Here is a 16,135-nt window from a genome sequence, read left to right on the forward strand (position 1 = left end):
CCTACGCTTTTGGCTTGGACATGGCCTGTCGAAGCGGAAAGGCCAGATCCACGATTCCGATTATTCGCAAGATGCCATGGAGCATCGGCACAAAGATGACGGCAATGGTGATAACGACCGGAATGACCTTGTTCCATTTGCGCGAATGCGCCAAGAAGAACAGGAAGCCGATGCCTTGGACCATGAAAGCAATTTGAAGCAGCGGGACCAGGTTGATCAGGATCAGAGTCAGGAAGCTTCCCGACGACTTCTGCACGACCAGATCCAGAATGATCGTAATTAAGTAGTACCAGATCAAGGCCCGCGGCAGCATCCACTGCCGGACCGGCTTCAGCTTCTGCACCGGGATGCCCTGCGCCGTCAGCAGCGCCCGGCTAATCGCATACGTGATGGTACCCATATAGAGCGCGCCGATAATCAGCATGAACGGGATCATCTGGCTGAGCAGGATAACGAATTGCTCCTTCATCTCCTGCGTCAGATCCGCCGGGAACAGCGAAGTCTGCTGCAATCCGGCCATGCTCTCGTTCATCACTGACATAATGTACTGATACACATTGAAGTCGAATGCGAGCTTGGCAAGCGCCAACAGCAGCAGCGATTCCACGAGGAATGTGGCCGTTCCCGCGACATATACGTTCAAGGCCGGTCTCTTCTGCTTGAACATATGACCGAATACGATTCCCGGAATCATAAAATATACACCCGTCAGCGCGCCTGCCATCCCGAAGCCGCCGAGCAGAAAATAAACAATCAATAACAATGCCGCCCCATGCAGAATAAATCCGCGCAGGGATTGTGTTGCGTAGAGCATGACAAACGGCACCGCCATAAGACTCATCGTCAACACCATAATCGGTTGTAGGATGGATAATAACAATACGAGCGCCGCAACCGCCCATGCTAACGATGACCAGCGATATTTCAACCTATTCACCTCTTGAGAAGCTCTTCTTCCCTCTTGGTTCTATCCCGTTCGTCACGCAAGAACCGGGGCTAACTTCCTTATTTTTTCCCTGTCCCCAATAAAACCGTCATTCTTCATTATACCATATTTACTTGATATTCATGGCTTTCGACGTGAACTGCTCGCAATATTCAATAATTTGGCTGCGCCGGACAATGCCGATGAAGCGGTTCATATCGTCAACGACCGGAACGAAGTTCTGCACCTTGGCCAAGTTGATCAGATCCTCCATATTCGAATCGATGCGCACCGTTTTATGGCGCACATTCAAGGGCACATCCTTCAGCACAAAGCGCGATGCGTTCTCGAAGGTGATGCTCCCATTCGAATTCTTCATATGCCACAGCAGGTCTCCCTCGGTAACCGTCCCCACGAATTCCCCTTCATCATTCAATATGGGAACGGCGGTATAGCGATGATGCTCCATTTTTTCCAAGGTTTGACGCAAGGTGGCGCTCACCGTCAAACATACGACTTCATGTTTGGGTGTCAAGAAAAAAGCAATATTCATCCGCGTGGTCTCCTCCTCATGTCAAGCAGGGGCCATTTTTCTCCCTAAGATTAAATTAACACATTTCCCTTATCAAAAACAAAGAGTCAGCCGCATTCACGACTGACTCTATCCGTTTTAATCTTCCTTCACTTCACGCGGTTCCATCAGATCGGCCTTCTTCGTGTTCGGATCCAGCCAATTATCAAGGAGCGTCTTCACATAATCCATATCTTCTTCATCGACCATATAGTACCACACATTGCTCATCATCTTGCCGTCGCCATGCAGCATGTAGCTGCTCATTTGCGGCGTATCCGACTGCGTGAACATCGTTTTCGCCAGGTCAATCATGAATTTGGGACGAATATCGGTCGAGAAATTATTACCCATAATTTGAATAAGTTCTGGAATTCGGCCGATTTTGTCCATTTCGATTGCCCGGTGCATGACGGCATTCAAGAAGATGCGGTGGCGCATCGTCCGGTTCATGTCGGAATCCTCACGATAGCGGACGTAGTATAATGCTTCCTGTCCGTTGTAGATTGGCTTATTGGCCTCGATCCGGAATTTCTCATGGTTCGGATCCTTGTTCACAATGTCTTCCTTAATCGGAAGCTCTACGCCATCCAATGCATCGACGACATCCTTCAAGCCCTCGAAGTTAATGGTCGCGTAATGATCGACTTTATGCTTCAGCAGGTTCTCCACTGAGTCCATGCTCATCTTGGCCTGCCCGTAGGCGTATGCATGGTTCAGCTTCGTCTCGAACCCTTTGCCGATAATCTCGGTGTACGTATCGCGCGGAATCGACAACAGCAGCACTTTATTATCTTCCGGCCGCACGACGGAATAAATGATGGTGTCCGAACGCCCCACTTCATTGCCGCGGGCATCGATGCCTAACAGCAATACCGAGAACGGCTCGGTAACCTTCCGGATAACTTCCTCTTTTCCTTCAATCGGTTTGTACGAATTCTCCAGTGTCTCCTCCACATGCCCCGACAGGAACATGTCGAACGCCAAGACGGCGATCTGTTTGCGGAAGAAAAATCCTCCGAATCCGATGATGGCGATGACCAGGAAGGCTATCCACCATTTTTTATATTTTTTCATGCTATCAACTTCTTCCTTTTTGATGAATTTGTAGCGCCCTGCCCGCTGCCTTGTTTTCTCTTTGCTGTACTTTCTTGGGCAAGTTCGTTTGCCGCACCCCTTTGCCGGATGATTACACAACTGATCAACAAATGAAACATCGCTTCTTCCACCGCGTCTTCCCCATTAAGACGCAATTCGCGCGATGCATTCCTTTAGCATATTATGCTCCGGGACACGCCCTTGATGAATGGCGCATCCTGCCGATCGACACTCGTTCAATCCGGTTCCCTCTTCCCGGTGAAGCCAAGAAGCGGAAGCCTGCCTTCACTTATGTTCGGCTTACCCCTAGCTGCTCATGATCCGATTTATCTATTTTTTACCCTGTCGCATGAGTTGGAACCATGAGGTATTGCATTGGATCTTACCATACAATGTCGAATTACAGAAAACAACAAGTTTTATTTTACATGTATTTGATCAAAAAATAAAATACAGATTCGTCACAGTTATGGTGTATATATTGAAAATATGGGAATAATTAATAGATTTTTAAGGAGAAATTTATAATTTTTTTGAGGTCAGACATGTAAATGAAGACATAAAAAAACAGCCGAGTCGTCGACCCGGCTGCTCTCTTGGATTACTCCGTTGTGTATGGCAGCAACGCTACTTGACGGGAGCGTTTGACCGCTACAGTCAACAAACGTTGATACTTTGCGCTTGTTCCTGTTACACGGCGAGGCAGAATTTTACCGCGCTCGCTGATGAATTTCTTCAACAGATCCGTGTCCTTGTAATCGATGTGCGTAATTTTGTTCGCAGTGAAGTAGCACACTTTACGGCGCTTGTTGCGTCCTTTACGGCCGCCAAAACGACGCTCGCTGCGTTCGCCGCCTTCATTTTGCTTGAAGCTCATTCCATTCAGTCCTTTCCCTATTAAAATGGCAAATCATCATCAGATATATCGATCGGTCTGCCGTCGTCAGAGAATGGATCCGCTGCCGGACCGCGGGACTGGGACTGGGGCTGGTTAGAGCCTCCTCCGCCATATGGCCGTGAGTTATTGTTCGGCTGTCCGCCGCCATAACCTCCGCCCATATCATCACGACTTCCTCCGCTGTCGCGGTTGGACTCCAGGAATCGTACGTTATCGGCGATAACCTCCGTAACGTAAACGCGCTTCCCTTCATTGTTGTCGTAATTGCGGACTTGGATTCGGCCTTCCACTGCCGTCAGCCGACCTTTACGCAAGTAATTGGCGCAAGTCTCTGCCAACTGCCGCCATGTAACCACGGGAATGAAATCCGCCTCGCGCTCGCCGCTCTGATTCGAGAACGGACGATCGACCGCCAACGTAAATTGCGTCACAGCAACTCCGGATGGCGTATAGCGCAATTCAGGGTCACGGGTTAGACGACCAATCAAGATCACGCGATTCAACATGTAATCCCCTCCTTCGACGTATCCTTACGAAATACGATGGTTGGCAATTAAGCCACGTCTGTTGTTACGAGATGTCGGATAACTTCGTCGGAGATCTTCAATTGACGCTCCAACTCGGCAACCACTGCAGGTTGTGCAGTGAAGTTCACGAGAACGTAGATACCGTCGCGGAACTTCTTGATCTCATAAGCAAGGCGGCGTTTGCCCATCACGTCGTGCTTCGTAATTTCCCCGCCTTCGTTAGAGATGACGCCTTGGAATTTGTCGACTGCAGCTTGGACAGCTTCTTGCTCGATGTCTGGACGAATGATGTACATCAATTCGTATTTGCGCATTTCACGTTCACCTCCTCTTGGACTTCAGGCCCCTGATCGGTGTGTCAGGAGCAAGGAGCGAGAAAACTCGCACTAAATAAATATATCAAAAACAGGGCTATGGTGCAAGCCATTCCTTTGCTGTCTTGACATTTTTCATCCCGGTTTATCGTCGCCCCATGTAAGATGGGTTCCATGCGAGCCGCTTCTCTCCTACATTTCTCCACTCATGAATCTGTAACCGGACGCGAACAATACCATTGAAGAAGAGACAATTCTGCCGATGTCAGGAGGTGGAAAGGATGGGTGAACGCACCGAATTCGAGCCGGGAGACAAAGCGCCGAACGACGGTATCTACATGGAGGTAGGCGAAGCCAGCTTCCATACCGAGATCCAGGATCCGAAGCAGATTCGATTGAAAAAAGGCGAGACGTTTCCGGAGACGACCAACAAAGATCGCAAATGGAAAAAGAAATCACACGCTCTTACACACTAAAATCTTTTTCCTCCGCATAAAATCGGCATGAACAGCCATAATAACGACTGACGGTGCAAAGCGAGGTGGGTTCCGTTGAACATTGCAGCGAAACAGCCAAGTGATGACGCACACTTTACGGTAACATCATAAGAGAAGCGAGGGGATGTGCCAAAGACACTTTAGTCTGAATCACAAATCTTGTATGGTCTGCCATATTATGATGAACCTGAGCCATCTGAAGAAGTGAAGTAAAGAAAGTCTAATCATGCACCGTCAACCAGGAAAGGACTCTGCAGCTGCAGAGTCCTTTCATTTACGTACGTTTGCTGTGGGCCAGAGCCACGGATTCGCACAAATGCCAAATAAAGTAGACGTATAATAATCGCTATGCTATCATATAAATAAGAAAAAGAGCCGTGCTGCAACACGACTCTTTCGCAATAGCCGCTTCAAAGGCGGTGGCTTACAACCAAGGTAATACCTGAATAGGCCGTGACCTTAGCTTGGGGGCGGCCTATTTTTTTGTGTGCAGGTATATCAGCAGCGTCACGACAAACGTCAGCAACGCGAATATCCAAAGTCCAAATTGGAACATAACGGATAGCGCTTCGTATACGCTCACTGGCATCACCTCCCTTCCGGGAGATTAGCCGACCGCCCATAAAGCCATTCTATTGCATGGCAATTATATCCTATTTATTGGACGGGGTAAACCATATTGATGTCATAAATAAAATACCTCCTACGCTTAATCACGTAAGAGGTTCCGTATCAGTTAGCCGTTAGGCAAGCAGCCAACGCGCTAACGTATGTATTAGCCATTAATTCCGGTATCATACCAGTAGGTGGAACTAAAGTGAAAGTGGCGGAAAGGGTGGGATTCGAACCCACGCACGCTTTGACACGCCTAGCTGATTTCGAGTCAGCCCCCTTGGACCTCTTGGGTACCTTTCCACAGCACAATTCATTCTACCACATGGAATTTAAAAATGCAAGATGTTTTGCTCCACTTTTTTTAAGTCTCCGTCTCTGCCGAACGAAGCACTTTTTTCATGCTTTTTTCGAACTTGGCCCGCGGAATGAGCACGCTGTGTTTGCAGCCTACGCATTTAATGCGAATATCCATCCCCATACGGATAATTTCCATTTCATTCGTGCCGCATGGATGCGGCTTTTTCATTTGCACGATATCTCCCAATTCAAATTGCTTACGTTCCATTCGTCGAAATCCCCTTTCCTTCATAGTTTTCGATCACTGCCGCTTCCTCCTCTTTCCGGTGCTCCGACTTTCTGACCTCCAGATTGATGAGTCTGGACACCTGCGCCTGGGTGAACGGCTTGCATTCCGCGATGATGCGTATCGTTGTCTCGGTGCGGGTCATCGTCTGAATGCCGAGCACTTGCGGCTGTCTAATCACATTTGGCTCGTGCTCCGGTAAAGCTGCCAATATCTTCTCCATTCCCTGAACCGCCGTATCGACATCCTCATCCGCGGCGATGACGACATCCACCACCGCTAAAGAATTGCTGATCGAGTAGTTGGTTACGTCCGTAATGCTTCCATTAGGGATAATATGTATCTCCCCTGTCCAGCTGCGTATCCGCGTAGACCTTAGCCCGATCATTTCAACCGTGCCCTGGAACTGTCCGACCTTGACAACGTCCCCTACGGCGAATTGATCCTCGAAGATGATGAAAAATCCAGTCATCACGTCCTTGACCAAGCTCTGCGAGCCGAAGCCGATCGCAAACGTAACGACCCCTGCCCCTGCCAGCAGCGGCGCCAGATTGACGTTGAACTCCATTAAGATGAACATAATCATCGTGAAGTTCAGTGTCAATGAGGTGACGTTTTTGAGCAGCTTCACAATCGTGAGCAGCCGGCGCGGGTTCAGCGTAAGACTGCCCCTTCCCTTCTTGCTTATGGTTCGGTCAATCATGCGGAATAGCACCTTGATTGCAATCCGGGAGATGAGAATAATGAGCACGATCCGAATGGACTTGATAAGAAGCCATTCCCATGTGGAAGGATCCGTTATCCAGTCCATCATCTGATGCTGCCATTTCTGAAATATGCCGACCGTCTGTTCGATGTTCTGCTCCATCATGTTGGTATCTGCCGGTTCTGCCATCAGCATCGTCTCACTCCTCTACCGATTCTATCAATTGAATATATTGACCTTCCTGCTTATAGAATATCCCGCGAATCTCAACCCGCTCGGTTCGAATCAGCGTACGGACCGCCTCCAGATCGTCAGGCTGGAACTGAATGGACAGCGCGCATCCTGCCGTTATCTGCGCCGGCGTCGGACAAGTGTCAATGTCCAAATCGAGATACTCCATCAGCATTTCCATTCGCAGTGCATGCTGGGTAGAATCAAAGGCCAGCAGCCATTCTTCCGCTTCGATTCCATTCATAACGGCGCATCCTTCCTTAACAGTATGATTTCCTTCTTGCGAGTATAAAACTCCTCTTTCATCCATATACTAGTTACTACTATTTCGTAGAAACGGAGGTTGCGCCGTGAGTTATTCTCTCTTCAATTCTCCCGCTCCAATAGATTGTCCGCCGTGCAAAGTGGATTATAACACACCGGAAGCGCTGACGACGCTGGTCCGTTCCTGCCGCGAACACTTGCGTATGCGCGCGCCTTATCAATCGCTGACGGTTGTATGCATTGGGACCGATCGTTCCACCGGAGATTGTCTTGGCCCGCTTGTCGGCACGTATCTGGGCAAGGTAGCCACTTCCCAGTACCGTGTCTTCGGGACGCTGCAGCAGCCGGTCCATGCCATGAATTTGCAGGACAAGCTGGATGAATTGCGGCAGAAGGATCCGACGACCTTCATCTTGGCCGTCGATGCTTGCCTTGGCCAGAGCAGCAGCGTTGGCGCCGTTCAGATCCAGCATGGTCCTGTCCAGCCGGGCGCAGGGGTGAACAAACAATTGCCCCCGGTCGGCGACATGCACATAACCGGCATCGTCAACGTCGGAGGCTTCATGGAATATTTCGTGCTCCAAAATACTCGGCTTCATCTGGTCATGAGCATGGCCGAACTGATCGGAGAAGTGATTCATCAATCGATAGCAGGGATAACCCCGGTCAACTAATCTCTGTCTGCCTTCGCCGAGGCGGATTGTCCACGGCTGAGTGCCGCCGCTTCAAGGGCTTGCTTTTCTTCTGGTGATAAGGAATACGTGGATTGGCCTTTCTCCACGGGCTTCGCGTATACATAGGAGTGATCCCGGCCATGAATGCCTGTCAGCACAATGCCGTCTTGTTCATCATTGATCCAGGCAACCGAGAAGCTCAGTTCGCTCCCATGCTCTGCAAAGGCGTTGTAACGCTGAATGCCGACATGGGACTTCATTCTGGCCGCGGCTCCCTCCAGCTCCTGAATGCGCCGTTGATGCTGCTCGATTCCGCTCCGCAACCGGTTCATGTCATCATGCATGCTGGACAGCACCAGATCGAGCTGCTCGACTCCGCTCTCCCCCATGATGGACATGTATTTCCGCCTCAGCTTACGAAGCTTCACGCCCTGAATCCATACTAATAAAAGTAACATAAGAGATAACCCTGCCGTACACAGTACGACCAGCGGTAACCATTCATTCCACAATTCATTCGTCATAGGTTTCTGTTCTCTCCTGCCTCTAGCTTATCCGATGCATAACCAATGTAGAGCTTCCGTTACCTTTTCGATATCTGCCTCTGTCGTATTCCAACCGACACTAATGCGCAGAGCGCCGGACTCCAACGTCCCCGCTGCCCGGTGGGCCGCAGGAGTGCAATGGTATCCCGCCCTCACCGCAATGCCGAATTCGCGATCGAGACGATGAGCCAGGACGGAACTATCGATACGATCACTGATCAGCGATACGATTCCCGTCCGTGGCTGCCCGAGCGCAGGTCCAAGAACATGCAGGCCTGGCAGCCGTTCGATCGATTCCATCAGCTTCTGAGCCAGTTCCCACTCCTTCTTATACCTGGCCTCCACCGTCTCCTGCAGTACATATCGTACCCCTGCTTCCAATCCGGCGATACCGATCGTATTTGGCGTCCCCGCTTCATAACAGTCCGGCCGTGTGGCAGGGTGAACCGCTTCATCGGAATAGCTTCCCGTGCCGCCTTGTACGAGTGGATGGACATCGAGATCCGGGTCAATGTATAGCCCGCCGGTTCCCTGTGGTCCAAGCAGACCTTTGTGGCCGGGAAAAGCAAGCATATCAATCCCAAGCGCCGCCACCGAGATAGGCAGCAGACCTGCCGACTGGGCAGCATCCACAAGCAGCTTCGCGCCATAATCATGCGCAATGTCCGCAATCTCCCCTACCGGCTGAATGGAACCGAACAGATTGGAGCTATGATTGCAGATGACGAGCCGGGTATGAGGCTTCATGGCCTGCCGAATCTGATGAAGATCAACCGTTCCGGATGCATCCGCTTCGACATAAGTGACCTGAACCCGATGATGGCGCATCAGCCAGTCCAGCGGACGAGTAACCGAGTTATGTTCCACACCGGTTGCTACAACATGATCCCCTGGCCGGACGTAGCCATGAATGGCGGTGTTCAACGCCATCGTCGTGTTGGCCATCCAGGCAATATCTACCGGGTTAGCCACCTGGAACAGCTTAGCCACCGCTATTCTCGCATGAAGAATGCGCCTGCCTGCCTTCACGGACATCCGATGCCCGCCTCTTCCCGGATTGCCTCCTTCTTCCAGCACCGACCGCTGCATCGCTTCCATGACGCATGCTGGCTTGGGCCACGAGGTGGCTGCATGATCCATATAAATGATTGGAGGCGCATCCTCTCTTCCGCGCATCTCATCCACCTCATTCTACCTATAACTTTACCTGATCCCGGCATGGCCAAATAGAACATTTTTGTAACCTTTTCTATCCCAATATCTCCCTGGAAATCAACCATTTCAAGTCGGAATCTATCAGGCAAAACCTTGTCTCAAAAAGAAAAAAACTGGCATTCTTAGTTTAATCCTTTGGGCAAAGGATGACAACCAAGTGGCCAGCTTTTTGCAAAAATTATTATTTGGAAGAAACGGTCTGCAGCAATTCCAGCAATCGTTCTAAATCCTGCTTGCTGAAATACGCAATCTCAATTTTTCCTTTGTCTTTATTTTGCTTAATCCGGACCGTGGTGCGGAATTGTTCGCGCAGGTTCTCCTCTACTTCATGCAGATATGGATCATGGCGAACAGCCTTCGGTTTGTCTGCGGGTTTATTTTTCTGATGAAGCTGCTGTATCGCTTCTTCCAGTTGTCTGACGCTCCAGCCTTGATCAATCGTCGACTTCGCAAGCTGCTTCACTTTCGTCGTATCTTTTACGCCTACGATAGCGCGTGCATGTCCCATCGATAGTGTTCCACGTGAAACATATTCCTTTACTTCTTCCGGAAGCTGAAGCAATCTTAGGAAATTAGCAATATGCGAGCGTGATTTGCCCACCTTTACAGACAGCTCCTCCTGCGTAAGCGAGAATTGATCCATCAGACCTTGGTAGGCGAGCGCAAGCTCGATTGCATTCAGATTTTCCCGCTGCAGGTTCTCAATGAGAGCAATTTCCATCACTTGCTGATCGGAAAAGCTTCGTATCACCGCCGGTATCGTTGACAACCCGAGCAATTGCGAAGCCCGGTAACGCCGCTCCCCTGCAATGATTTCGTAGCCTTTGACGACGCTTCGAACAATAATCGGTTGAATGACACCATGCTGCTTAATCGACTCGGCCAACTCCTGAATCGACTGTTCATCGAAGTTTTTGCGCGGCTGATAAGGATTTGGGCGCAATTGCTGCAAGGAGACTTCCGTAACCTTATCATCATCGTTCACGGATAAGGAAGGAATGAGCGCATCCAAGCCACGTCCTAAACGCTTACTCATATGAAATCACTTCCTTCGCAAGTTCCAAATATACCTCGGCGCCTTTCGATTTCGAATCATAGGTCATAATCGACTGTCCATGCGACGGCGCTTCGCTCAAACGGATATTCCGAGGAATGATCGTTTGATACACCTTTTGCTGGAAATACTTCTTCACCTCTTCGATGACTTGAATGCCCAGATTCGTACGAGCATCCAGCATCGTCAACAGCACGCCCTCAATTTGCAAGGATGTATTGAGGTGTTTTTGCACCAGTCTTACTGTATTGAGCAGTTGGCTCAAGCCTTCTAAGGCATAGTACTCGCATTGAATCGGAATAATGACGGAATGAGAAGCCGTCAGCGAATTAATCGTCAAAATCCCTAAGGACGGCGGACAATCAATCAATATATAATCATACAAATGGGCCACAAGCTGCAATGACTTCTTCAGCCGGACTTCCCGTGAAATCGTCGGCACCAGTTCAATCTCGGCACCTGCCAATTGAATCGTAGCCGGTATAATATGCAAGCCTTCGACCATCGTAGGAACGATCGCATCTTTGGGATGGACGTCATTAATGATGACATCATAAATGCAGTTGGCTACATCCGCTTTATTAATCCCTACTCCGCTTGTCGTATTGCCCTGCGGATCGATATCTACCAGTAATACCCGCTTACCTAGCAACGCCAAACCCGCACCCAAATTCACCGTCGTCGTGGTCTTCCCGACGCCGCCTTTCTGGTTGGTAATGGCAATGACCTTAGCCATTCCTCTTCACCTCAATGTTGATTCTTTCTGCCTTCTCCAGCTGCATCGAGACTTCAATTGCTTTCCTATGCAATAAAAAGAGCGGCGTCTTGGCTGCCGCCCTAACGTTCCGCCATGCGAACAACACCAACGTCTTCATCCGATTGTAAGCAATGGTAGACATGCAGCACATGATTGGACTTCAAGACGTGATTTTATCGTTTCGGAATTTTAATCACAATTTCGTAATGATCCTCATGATCCTTCTCATCCGTTTTAATCTTCAGGCCGGATCCGGATACCATATCAATCGACTGGCGAATCGTGTTCAAGGCCAAGCGCACATCTTTCGTGAACGAAATACGTTTCGTCTTTTTGGCCTTATTGACTTCTTTATAGAAAGCGACTCTCGCTTCCGTCTGCTTCACATTTAGTTCTTTCGTAATGATCTCATTCAAGAGCTTGAGCTGCCATTCTTCCGAATCAAGACTCAACAGTGCCCGGGCATGACGTTCCGTCAACTTGCGTTCCATCAGAGCTCTCTTGACTGCTTCAGGAAGTTGAAGCAACCGAATTTTGTTGGCTATCGTCGATTGGCTCTTGCCTAATCGCTGCGCCAGGCTTTCTTGTGTCAGATCATGGAGATCGATCAGCTTCTGGTAAGCAACCGCTTCCTCAATTGCGGTCAACCCTTCTCGCTGCAAATTCTCAATCAGGGCGATGGACGCCGCTTGGGAATCGTTAATCTCTCGAATGATCCCCGGGATGGTGTCCATACCCAGCTTCTTCACTGCTCGCCAACGCCGTTCCCCGGCAATAATCTCGTACTTGCCGTTACGCTGCCGAACCACGATCGGCTGAATCACACCATGGGTCTTGATCGTCTGACACAATTCATCAATTCGTTCATCATCAAAAATGGTACGCGGCTGATAAGGGCTGGTGACAATCTCGTTCACCGGAAGCTGTTTGACCTCATCCAGCGCTCCCCGCTCTGCAAAACCGAATAACCGAGACAGTTGTTCTTTCATATCCGATAATACCACCTAACTTCAAAATAATGCCAGACACTTGAAGAAGCGGCAGTTGCTCTGCTCCATCGGATTGTATAATCCGTAATCCATACCTACATGAAAAGCCTACCCGTGCTATATCCATGCTGATGCATGTCTACAGCTATCCTCTATCCTATCTATTCTCCAAGCAGGCACCTATTTCCTGCAAGTAGAGAACATAAACGAAAAATTTGTTCCACGTGGAACAAATCACCAATTCCATTGGCACCCATTTCTGCTCTACTTTACATGATACCATGATGTTCCTGCGTTTCATAGATATTCTCGGAGCTGAACGGAATCATAAATAACAGATTTCAAACAAAGATAGTTGGACTATCAAATAGAAGTAATTGCTTACTGAATTTGGGATAGTCCAGGATGAAAAAAGCGATCCCCAGCACTAACCCACTGAGAATCGCTTCCGCTTTTATCGTTTTTCAACAAACACTTTAAACGCCATTCCGTAATCTTTCTGGAACTTCGGTCCGTATTTATCACTCATTATTGCTGCAAGATGATTAGCTTCCGCTTCATCCGCCAAGGAGCCAAGCTCAATGTAAAATTGATCGCCGTTCTCCTTCAGCATGCGTATGCCGTTCTCTTCGTACAGTCCTTCTTCCACAATGCCAAGCTTCTCACCGTTCGTGTAGGTTTCGGTTCTTACCGAGTAGAGCGTCTTCTCTTCCGCCTCTTTATCTTCGGACAGCGTCAGTACGATATGCCCTGGATCGGTATATTCCTGCACCTCATATTTCACCGGTTTACGGAACTCCAGTACAAAGCGATAAGAGGAGTCGTCCAGCGTAATAAGCTGGTAAGCATCGGCTACCAAATCACTCTTTTTCAGTTCGTCAAAGCTTTGCTCATCAAGATAGCGGACACCGTTAACTGTAAAGGTCAATGTATAAGGCTTCTCTTTGTAGGAAATCTGATAATTTGGCGCTACCGGCTGAACAGCCTCCCCTTCACCGCCGTCGCCTTGCACGAAGCTGAATGCAATTTGCTCATGCTCCTTTTCTTTTTTCAGCACGACTGGCTGCATCTTGCTTCCGTCCGTAATTGCGCCGCCGCCAGCCTGTCCATCGTTAAATTGCAATATCTTCACTAGCTTCCCTACTACCGGCCAATGCGATGCCGCTGCGGCAAAGCCCGGCAGCGTATTAACCGCAGCAGTAAATAAAATGACAACCGCTGCCGCTCCAGCAAGCCCCTTCAAGAACCATTTTCCAGATCTTTTATTCATTTGTTGCTCTCCTCCTTTATGTTCCTTCAAATGTTGATTGGCCCGTTCCATAGCCGACCGTATAACGGTGTCCAACTCAGCCGGAATTTCCGTTTTTTCATACTCCTGCCGAAGATTATTCAATCGATTATTCAAGTCCCTCAACCTCCTCCAAATCGATTTTCAGTTTTTCCAGTCCCCGATAAAGCCTTGACTTCACTGTACTGAGAGGCAGTTCCAAAATTTCTGCGACATCCTCCAACGTCATATCCTCGAAAAACTTCAAAATAATAACCTTTTTATACTTTGGATCTAATCTCTCTATTGCTTGCCTGACATCAAACATCTCTTCGCGATTCGATTCTGGCGGATTAACCATCGCATCAAGAACACCATCCTCCATCGCTACAACCCGTTTCGACTTTCGCAGCGCATCATGGGCGCAGTTAATGGCAATCCGAAATAACCAGGTTTTAAGAAATTGCGGTTGTCTCAGTTGGCCGACTGAAATTATCGCCTTATAGACCGTTTCCTGAACGATGTCCAATGCCTCCTCACGGTTTCTGACAAAGCTGAAGGCCAATCGGTACAGCCTTTCCTTGTTTTCTTCTATAAGCGTATATAGTTCGTGGCTCCCCTCAACGGAATGATTCGGGACACGCGCGCGCATATTGTCCTCTCCTCCTAAACAAAAGCTGCAATTGTTTGTTGTGCAAATTAGACAAGCCAACGGTTCAAAATGTTTCATGTTGTCGAAAAAAGAATTTTTGCTTCCTTTGAGCGAAATATCATATCGTTCGCTATAACGCGGTCAACCCCAGCAGCTCGCACTGCTAGGGTAATTTGACTACTATGATCCTTTCTACTGCCTGCAAAGATCAGCCTTTATTTTCTGACAAAGTTCCCCGAATGGCAAGCTGAACTGCATGTTGCCATTAAAAATGTAATTGTCGAATCCGGGGAAGCCACTCGGAAATTTAGAGCTTACAAAGACGAAACGGAAGATCTATTTGGCGATGTAATGAGTTGAGACGTTTGCTTAAAAGGTAAACATACGACAAAAGGAGCCGGCAAATACCCAATGTCATTAAGATAAGGCGTGGAAACCATAATCAAGCACAAGAGCAGGTTATCGAAAAGATAGCCCGCTCTTTTTTTGAAAGAAAATCAAGACTTAACAGGTAGATGGATATGTGTGGCGAAGACCCTTGAAACACGAGGAGGCCACGTCCATGAATGAGTATGCGAATTCGCTAAAAAAAACGCTGACATCCCTCATACGAGAAATGGCAGCCGCACCAGCTCCTTATGTCAAAAACCCTGAAAAAGATTTTACCCGAAAGAAAAAGCTGCCCTTTGAAACGGTGATGCAACTCCTGATCTCCATGGGGGGCAACAGCATATATAAGGAACTTTTGGAATCACAAGGCTATGACGTAAACACCGCAACCACTTCCGCTTTTGTCCAACAGAGGAATAAAGTCCTGCCGTCTGCTGTGGAATTCTTGTTTCACGCATTTACGCAATCGTATATGGACATCAAGGACTACCGAGAGTATCGGCTACTTGCCGTTGACGGTTCGGATTTGCATATCGCAACTGACTCTACGGACACGGACACCTATTTTCAAAGTCAACCGAACACGAAAGGCTATAACCTTCTGCATTTGAACGCTGCCTATGACTTGTGCAACAGACTGTACGTGGATGCCATTGTTCAGCCACGAAGGTTGTGCAACGAGGGAAGGGCGCTGGCTGCTATGGTTCACCGTTCTCCAATCAAGGGCAAAACCATTGTGATTGCCGATAGAGGTTATGAAAGTTACAACAATTTCGCGCATCTTGAACGCAAAGGGTGGAACTATGTCATACGGGTAAAGGATTTGGATTCCAATGGTATTCTTTCGGGCTTGCGTTTGCCCTCTAGCGGAGAGTTTGATAGGAACGTTCATCTGACACTCACCAAAAAACAAACCAAAGAGGTCAAGGCTAATCCCGAGATTTACAAGTTCGTTCCTTCCACGTCTACCTTTGATTTTTTGGATTTGCATGAGAACTTGTTTTACCCGATTTCCTTTCGGGTGGTTCGTTTCGTCCTGCCGAGTGGCGCTTTTGAGACCGTCATTACGAATCTTACCGCCACGGATTTCCCACCGGGTGAAATCATGTCAATGTATAACATGCGATGGGGCATTGAAACCTCATTCCGGGCATTAAAGTACACTGTCGGTCTGACGAATTTTCATGCAAAGAAACGAGAGTCCATCACCCAGGAGATATTCGCAAGAATGATCCTGTACAATTTCGCTGAAATGATGACCTCGCACGTCGTCATTTCCCAAATGGAGAAACGGCACCCCCTATCAAGTTAACTTCACGGTTGCCGTTCACGTGTGTAGACACTTCCTGCGCTCAAGGGACGA

At 48.7% G+C, this 16,135-nt stretch carries 21 protein-coding genes and 1 tRNA gene; 3 read left to right on the forward strand and 19 right to left on the reverse strand.

The annotated features are described in order from the left end of the window. Position 1: 1 nt before the first annotated feature. The 7 genes from FLT43_RS16745 to rpsF form a co-directional block, all read right to left on the reverse strand. Positions 2–928, reverse strand: a complete 927-nt coding sequence (locus FLT43_RS16745) for a DUF2232 domain-containing protein (protein WP_087442698.1) — start codon at positions 926–928, stop codon at positions 2–4. Between the two features lie 127 nt (positions 929–1,055). Then, positions 1,056–1,478 (reverse strand): CBS domain-containing protein, encoded by a 423-nt coding sequence (locus FLT43_RS16750; protein ID WP_087442697.1) that lies wholly within the window; start codon positions 1,476–1,478, stop codon positions 1,056–1,058. Between the two features lie 117 nt (positions 1,479–1,595). Then, positions 1,596–2,573 (reverse strand): LCP family protein, encoded by a 978-nt coding sequence (locus FLT43_RS16755; protein ID WP_087442696.1) that lies wholly within the window; start codon positions 2,571–2,573, stop codon positions 1,596–1,598. Beyond that, entirely contained in the window at positions 2,570–2,725 is a 156-nt protein-coding gene (locus FLT43_RS29385) for a hypothetical protein (protein ID WP_164776589.1), read from the reverse strand. The genes FLT43_RS16755 and FLT43_RS29385 overlap by 4 nt, the downstream gene beginning before the upstream one ends. A 470-nt stretch (positions 2,726–3,195) precedes the next feature. Next, entirely contained in the window at positions 3,196–3,471 is a 276-nt protein-coding gene (gene rpsR, locus FLT43_RS16760; RefSeq protein ID WP_087442694.1) for a 30S ribosomal protein S18, read from the reverse strand. A gap of 20 nt (positions 3,472–3,491) precedes the next feature. Then, positions 3,492–3,998: a single-stranded DNA-binding protein gene (gene ssb / locus FLT43_RS16765; RefSeq protein WP_087442693.1), complete on the reverse strand. Its 507-nt coding sequence runs from the start codon at positions 3,996–3,998 to the stop codon at positions 3,492–3,494. A gap of 47 nt (positions 3,999–4,045) precedes the next feature. Then, complete coding sequence (gene rpsF / locus FLT43_RS16770) at positions 4,046–4,333, reverse strand: 30S ribosomal protein S6 (protein ID WP_006678724.1); 288 nt, start codon at positions 4,331–4,333, stop codon at positions 4,046–4,048. Between the two features lie 281 nt (positions 4,334–4,614). Here rpsF and FLT43_RS16775 point away from each other — a divergent pair, with 281 nt between their 5' ends. Next, complete coding sequence (locus FLT43_RS16775; protein WP_006678725.1) at positions 4,615–4,809, forward strand: YjzC family protein; 195 nt, start codon at positions 4,615–4,617, stop codon at positions 4,807–4,809. A 496-nt stretch (positions 4,810–5,305) separates the two neighbouring features. On the opposite strand, the gene FLT43_RS30880 is transcribed toward FLT43_RS16775, so the two are convergent. From FLT43_RS30880 to FLT43_RS16800, 5 genes are all read right to left on the reverse strand, one after another. Beyond that, positions 5,306–5,419: a putative holin-like toxin gene (locus FLT43_RS30880; RefSeq protein ID WP_275100803.1), complete on the reverse strand. Its 114-nt coding sequence runs from the start codon at positions 5,417–5,419 to the stop codon at positions 5,306–5,308. Positions 5,420–5,654: 235 nt separating this feature from the next. Further along, positions 5,655–5,745: transfer RNA gene (locus tag FLT43_RS16785), tRNA-Ser, on the reverse strand. Between the two features lie 61 nt (positions 5,746–5,806). After that, positions 5,807–6,010, reverse strand: coding sequence for a DUF951 domain-containing protein (locus FLT43_RS16790; protein WP_087442692.1), 204 nt, complete (start codon positions 6,008–6,010; stop codon positions 5,807–5,809). After that, entirely contained in the window at positions 6,000–6,929 is a 930-nt protein-coding gene (locus FLT43_RS16795) for a mechanosensitive ion channel family protein (protein ID WP_087442691.1), read from the reverse strand. The genes FLT43_RS16790 and FLT43_RS16795 overlap by 11 nt, the downstream gene beginning before the upstream one ends. A gap of 4 nt (positions 6,930–6,933) precedes the next feature. Next, positions 6,934–7,209 (reverse strand): putative Se/S carrier protein, encoded by a 276-nt coding sequence (locus FLT43_RS16800; protein WP_087442690.1) that lies wholly within the window; start codon positions 7,207–7,209, stop codon positions 6,934–6,936. A gap of 106 nt (positions 7,210–7,315) precedes the next feature. Here FLT43_RS16800 and yyaC point away from each other — a divergent pair, with 106 nt between their 5' ends. Next, the gene (yyaC, locus tag FLT43_RS16805) at positions 7,316–7,903 is read left to right on the forward strand and encodes a spore protease YyaC (protein WP_164776587.1); all 588 of its coding nucleotides are present in this window, start codon (positions 7,316–7,318) and stop codon (positions 7,901–7,903) included. Here yyaC and FLT43_RS16810 read toward each other — a convergent pair. The 7 genes from FLT43_RS16810 to FLT43_RS16840 form a co-directional block, all read right to left on the reverse strand. Then, the gene (locus FLT43_RS16810) at positions 7,900–8,427 is read right to left on the reverse strand and encodes a DUF4446 family protein (RefSeq protein ID WP_087442689.1); all 528 of its coding nucleotides are present in this window, start codon (positions 8,425–8,427) and stop codon (positions 7,900–7,902) included. The two genes, yyaC and FLT43_RS16810, sit on opposite strands and share 4 nt — an antisense overlap. A 27-nt stretch (positions 8,428–8,454) precedes the next feature. After that, positions 8,455–9,624 carry an aminotransferase class V-fold PLP-dependent enzyme gene (locus tag FLT43_RS16815; RefSeq protein ID WP_087442688.1) on the reverse strand — a complete coding sequence of 390 codons (1,170 nt, stop codon included), beginning with the start codon at positions 9,622–9,624 and terminating at the stop codon, positions 8,455–8,457. 220 nt (positions 9,625–9,844) lie between these two features. Further along, positions 9,845–10,699: a ParB/RepB/Spo0J family partition protein gene (locus FLT43_RS16820; RefSeq protein WP_087442687.1), complete on the reverse strand. Its 855-nt coding sequence runs from the start codon at positions 10,697–10,699 to the stop codon at positions 9,845–9,847. Then, positions 10,692–11,453, reverse strand: a complete 762-nt coding sequence (locus FLT43_RS16825; protein WP_087442686.1) for a ParA family protein — start codon at positions 11,451–11,453, stop codon at positions 10,692–10,694. The genes FLT43_RS16820 and FLT43_RS16825 overlap by 8 nt, the downstream gene beginning before the upstream one ends. 194 nt (positions 11,454–11,647) lie before the next feature. Further along, on the reverse strand, positions 11,648–12,463 hold the full coding sequence (noc, locus tag FLT43_RS16830; protein ID WP_087442685.1) for a nucleoid occlusion protein: 816 nt from the start codon (positions 12,461–12,463) through the stop codon (positions 11,648–11,650). Between the two features lie 454 nt (positions 12,464–12,917). After that, positions 12,918–13,868, reverse strand: coding sequence for a DUF4179 domain-containing protein (locus FLT43_RS16835; protein WP_087442684.1), 951 nt, complete (start codon positions 13,866–13,868; stop codon positions 12,918–12,920). Next, entirely contained in the window at positions 13,861–14,382 is a 522-nt protein-coding gene (locus FLT43_RS16840; protein ID WP_244194199.1) for a sigma-70 family RNA polymerase sigma factor, read from the reverse strand. The genes FLT43_RS16835 and FLT43_RS16840 overlap by 8 nt, the downstream gene beginning before the upstream one ends. A 562-nt stretch (positions 14,383–14,944) precedes the next feature. On the opposite strand from FLT43_RS16840, the gene FLT43_RS16845 reads away from it, so the two are divergent. Beyond that, positions 14,945–16,084, forward strand: coding sequence for an IS4 family transposase (locus tag FLT43_RS16845; RefSeq protein WP_221936162.1), 1,140 nt, complete (start codon positions 14,945–14,947; stop codon positions 16,082–16,084). Positions 16,085–16,135: the final 51 nt, after the last annotated feature.

It is taken from the genome of Paenibacillus thiaminolyticus, assembly GCF_007066085.1.
GTDB lineage: Bacteria > Bacillota > Bacilli > Paenibacillales > Paenibacillaceae > Paenibacillus_B > Paenibacillus_B thiaminolyticus.

Bases quoted from the DNA above. Each gene is read 5' to 3' on its own strand.
- FLT43_RS16755 (WP_087442696.1), bottom strand. From the start codon at position 2,573: ATGAAAAAATATAAAAAATGGTGGATAGCCTTCCTGGTCATCGCCATC.
- ssb (WP_087442693.1), bottom strand. From the start codon at position 3,998: ATGTTGAATCGCGTGATCTTGATTGGTCGTCTAACCCGTGACCCTGAA.
- FLT43_RS30880 (WP_275100803.1), bottom strand. From the start codon at position 5,419: ATGCCAGTGAGCGTATACGAAGCGCTATCCGTTATGTTCCAATTTGGA.
- FLT43_RS16825 (WP_087442686.1), bottom strand. From the start codon at position 11,453: ATGGCTAAGGTCATTGCCATTACCAACCAGAAAGGCGGCGTCGGGAAG.
- FLT43_RS16790 (WP_087442692.1), bottom strand. From the start codon at position 6,010: ATGGAACGTAAGCAATTTGAATTGGGAGATATCGTGCAAATGAAAAAG.
- rpsF (WP_006678724.1), bottom strand. From the start codon at position 4,333: ATGCGCAAATACGAATTGATGTACATCATTCGTCCAGACATCGAGCAA.
- FLT43_RS16815 (WP_087442688.1), bottom strand. From the start codon at position 9,624: ATGCGCGGAAGAGAGGATGCGCCTCCAATCATTTATATGGATCATGCA.
- FLT43_RS16840 (WP_244194199.1), bottom strand. From the start codon at position 14,382: ATGCGCGCGCGTGTCCCGAATCATTCCGTTGAGGGGAGCCACGAACTA.
- FLT43_RS16845 (WP_221936162.1), top strand. From the start codon at position 14,945: ATGAATGAGTATGCGAATTCGCTAAAAAAAACGCTGACATCCCTCATA.
- FLT43_RS16795 (WP_087442691.1), bottom strand. From the start codon at position 6,929: ATGCTGATGGCAGAACCGGCAGATACCAACATGATGGAGCAGAACATC.
- FLT43_RS16750 (WP_087442697.1), bottom strand. From the start codon at position 1,478: ATGAATATTGCTTTTTTCTTGACACCCAAACATGAAGTCGTATGTTTG.
- rpsR (WP_087442694.1), bottom strand. From the start codon at position 3,471: ATGAGCTTCAAGCAAAATGAAGGCGGCGAACGCAGCGAGCGTCGTTTT.
- FLT43_RS16820 (WP_087442687.1), bottom strand. From the start codon at position 10,699: ATGAGTAAGCGTTTAGGACGTGGCTTGGATGCGCTCATTCCTTCCTTA.
- noc (WP_087442685.1), bottom strand. From the start codon at position 12,463: ATGAAAGAACAACTGTCTCGGTTATTCGGTTTTGCAGAGCGGGGAGCG.
- FLT43_RS16810 (WP_087442689.1), bottom strand. From the start codon at position 8,427: ATGACGAATGAATTGTGGAATGAATGGTTACCGCTGGTCGTACTGTGT.
- FLT43_RS16800 (WP_087442690.1), bottom strand. From the start codon at position 7,209: ATGAATGGAATCGAAGCGGAAGAATGGCTGCTGGCCTTTGATTCTACC.
- FLT43_RS16775 (WP_006678725.1), top strand. From the start codon at position 4,615: ATGGGTGAACGCACCGAATTCGAGCCGGGAGACAAAGCGCCGAACGAC.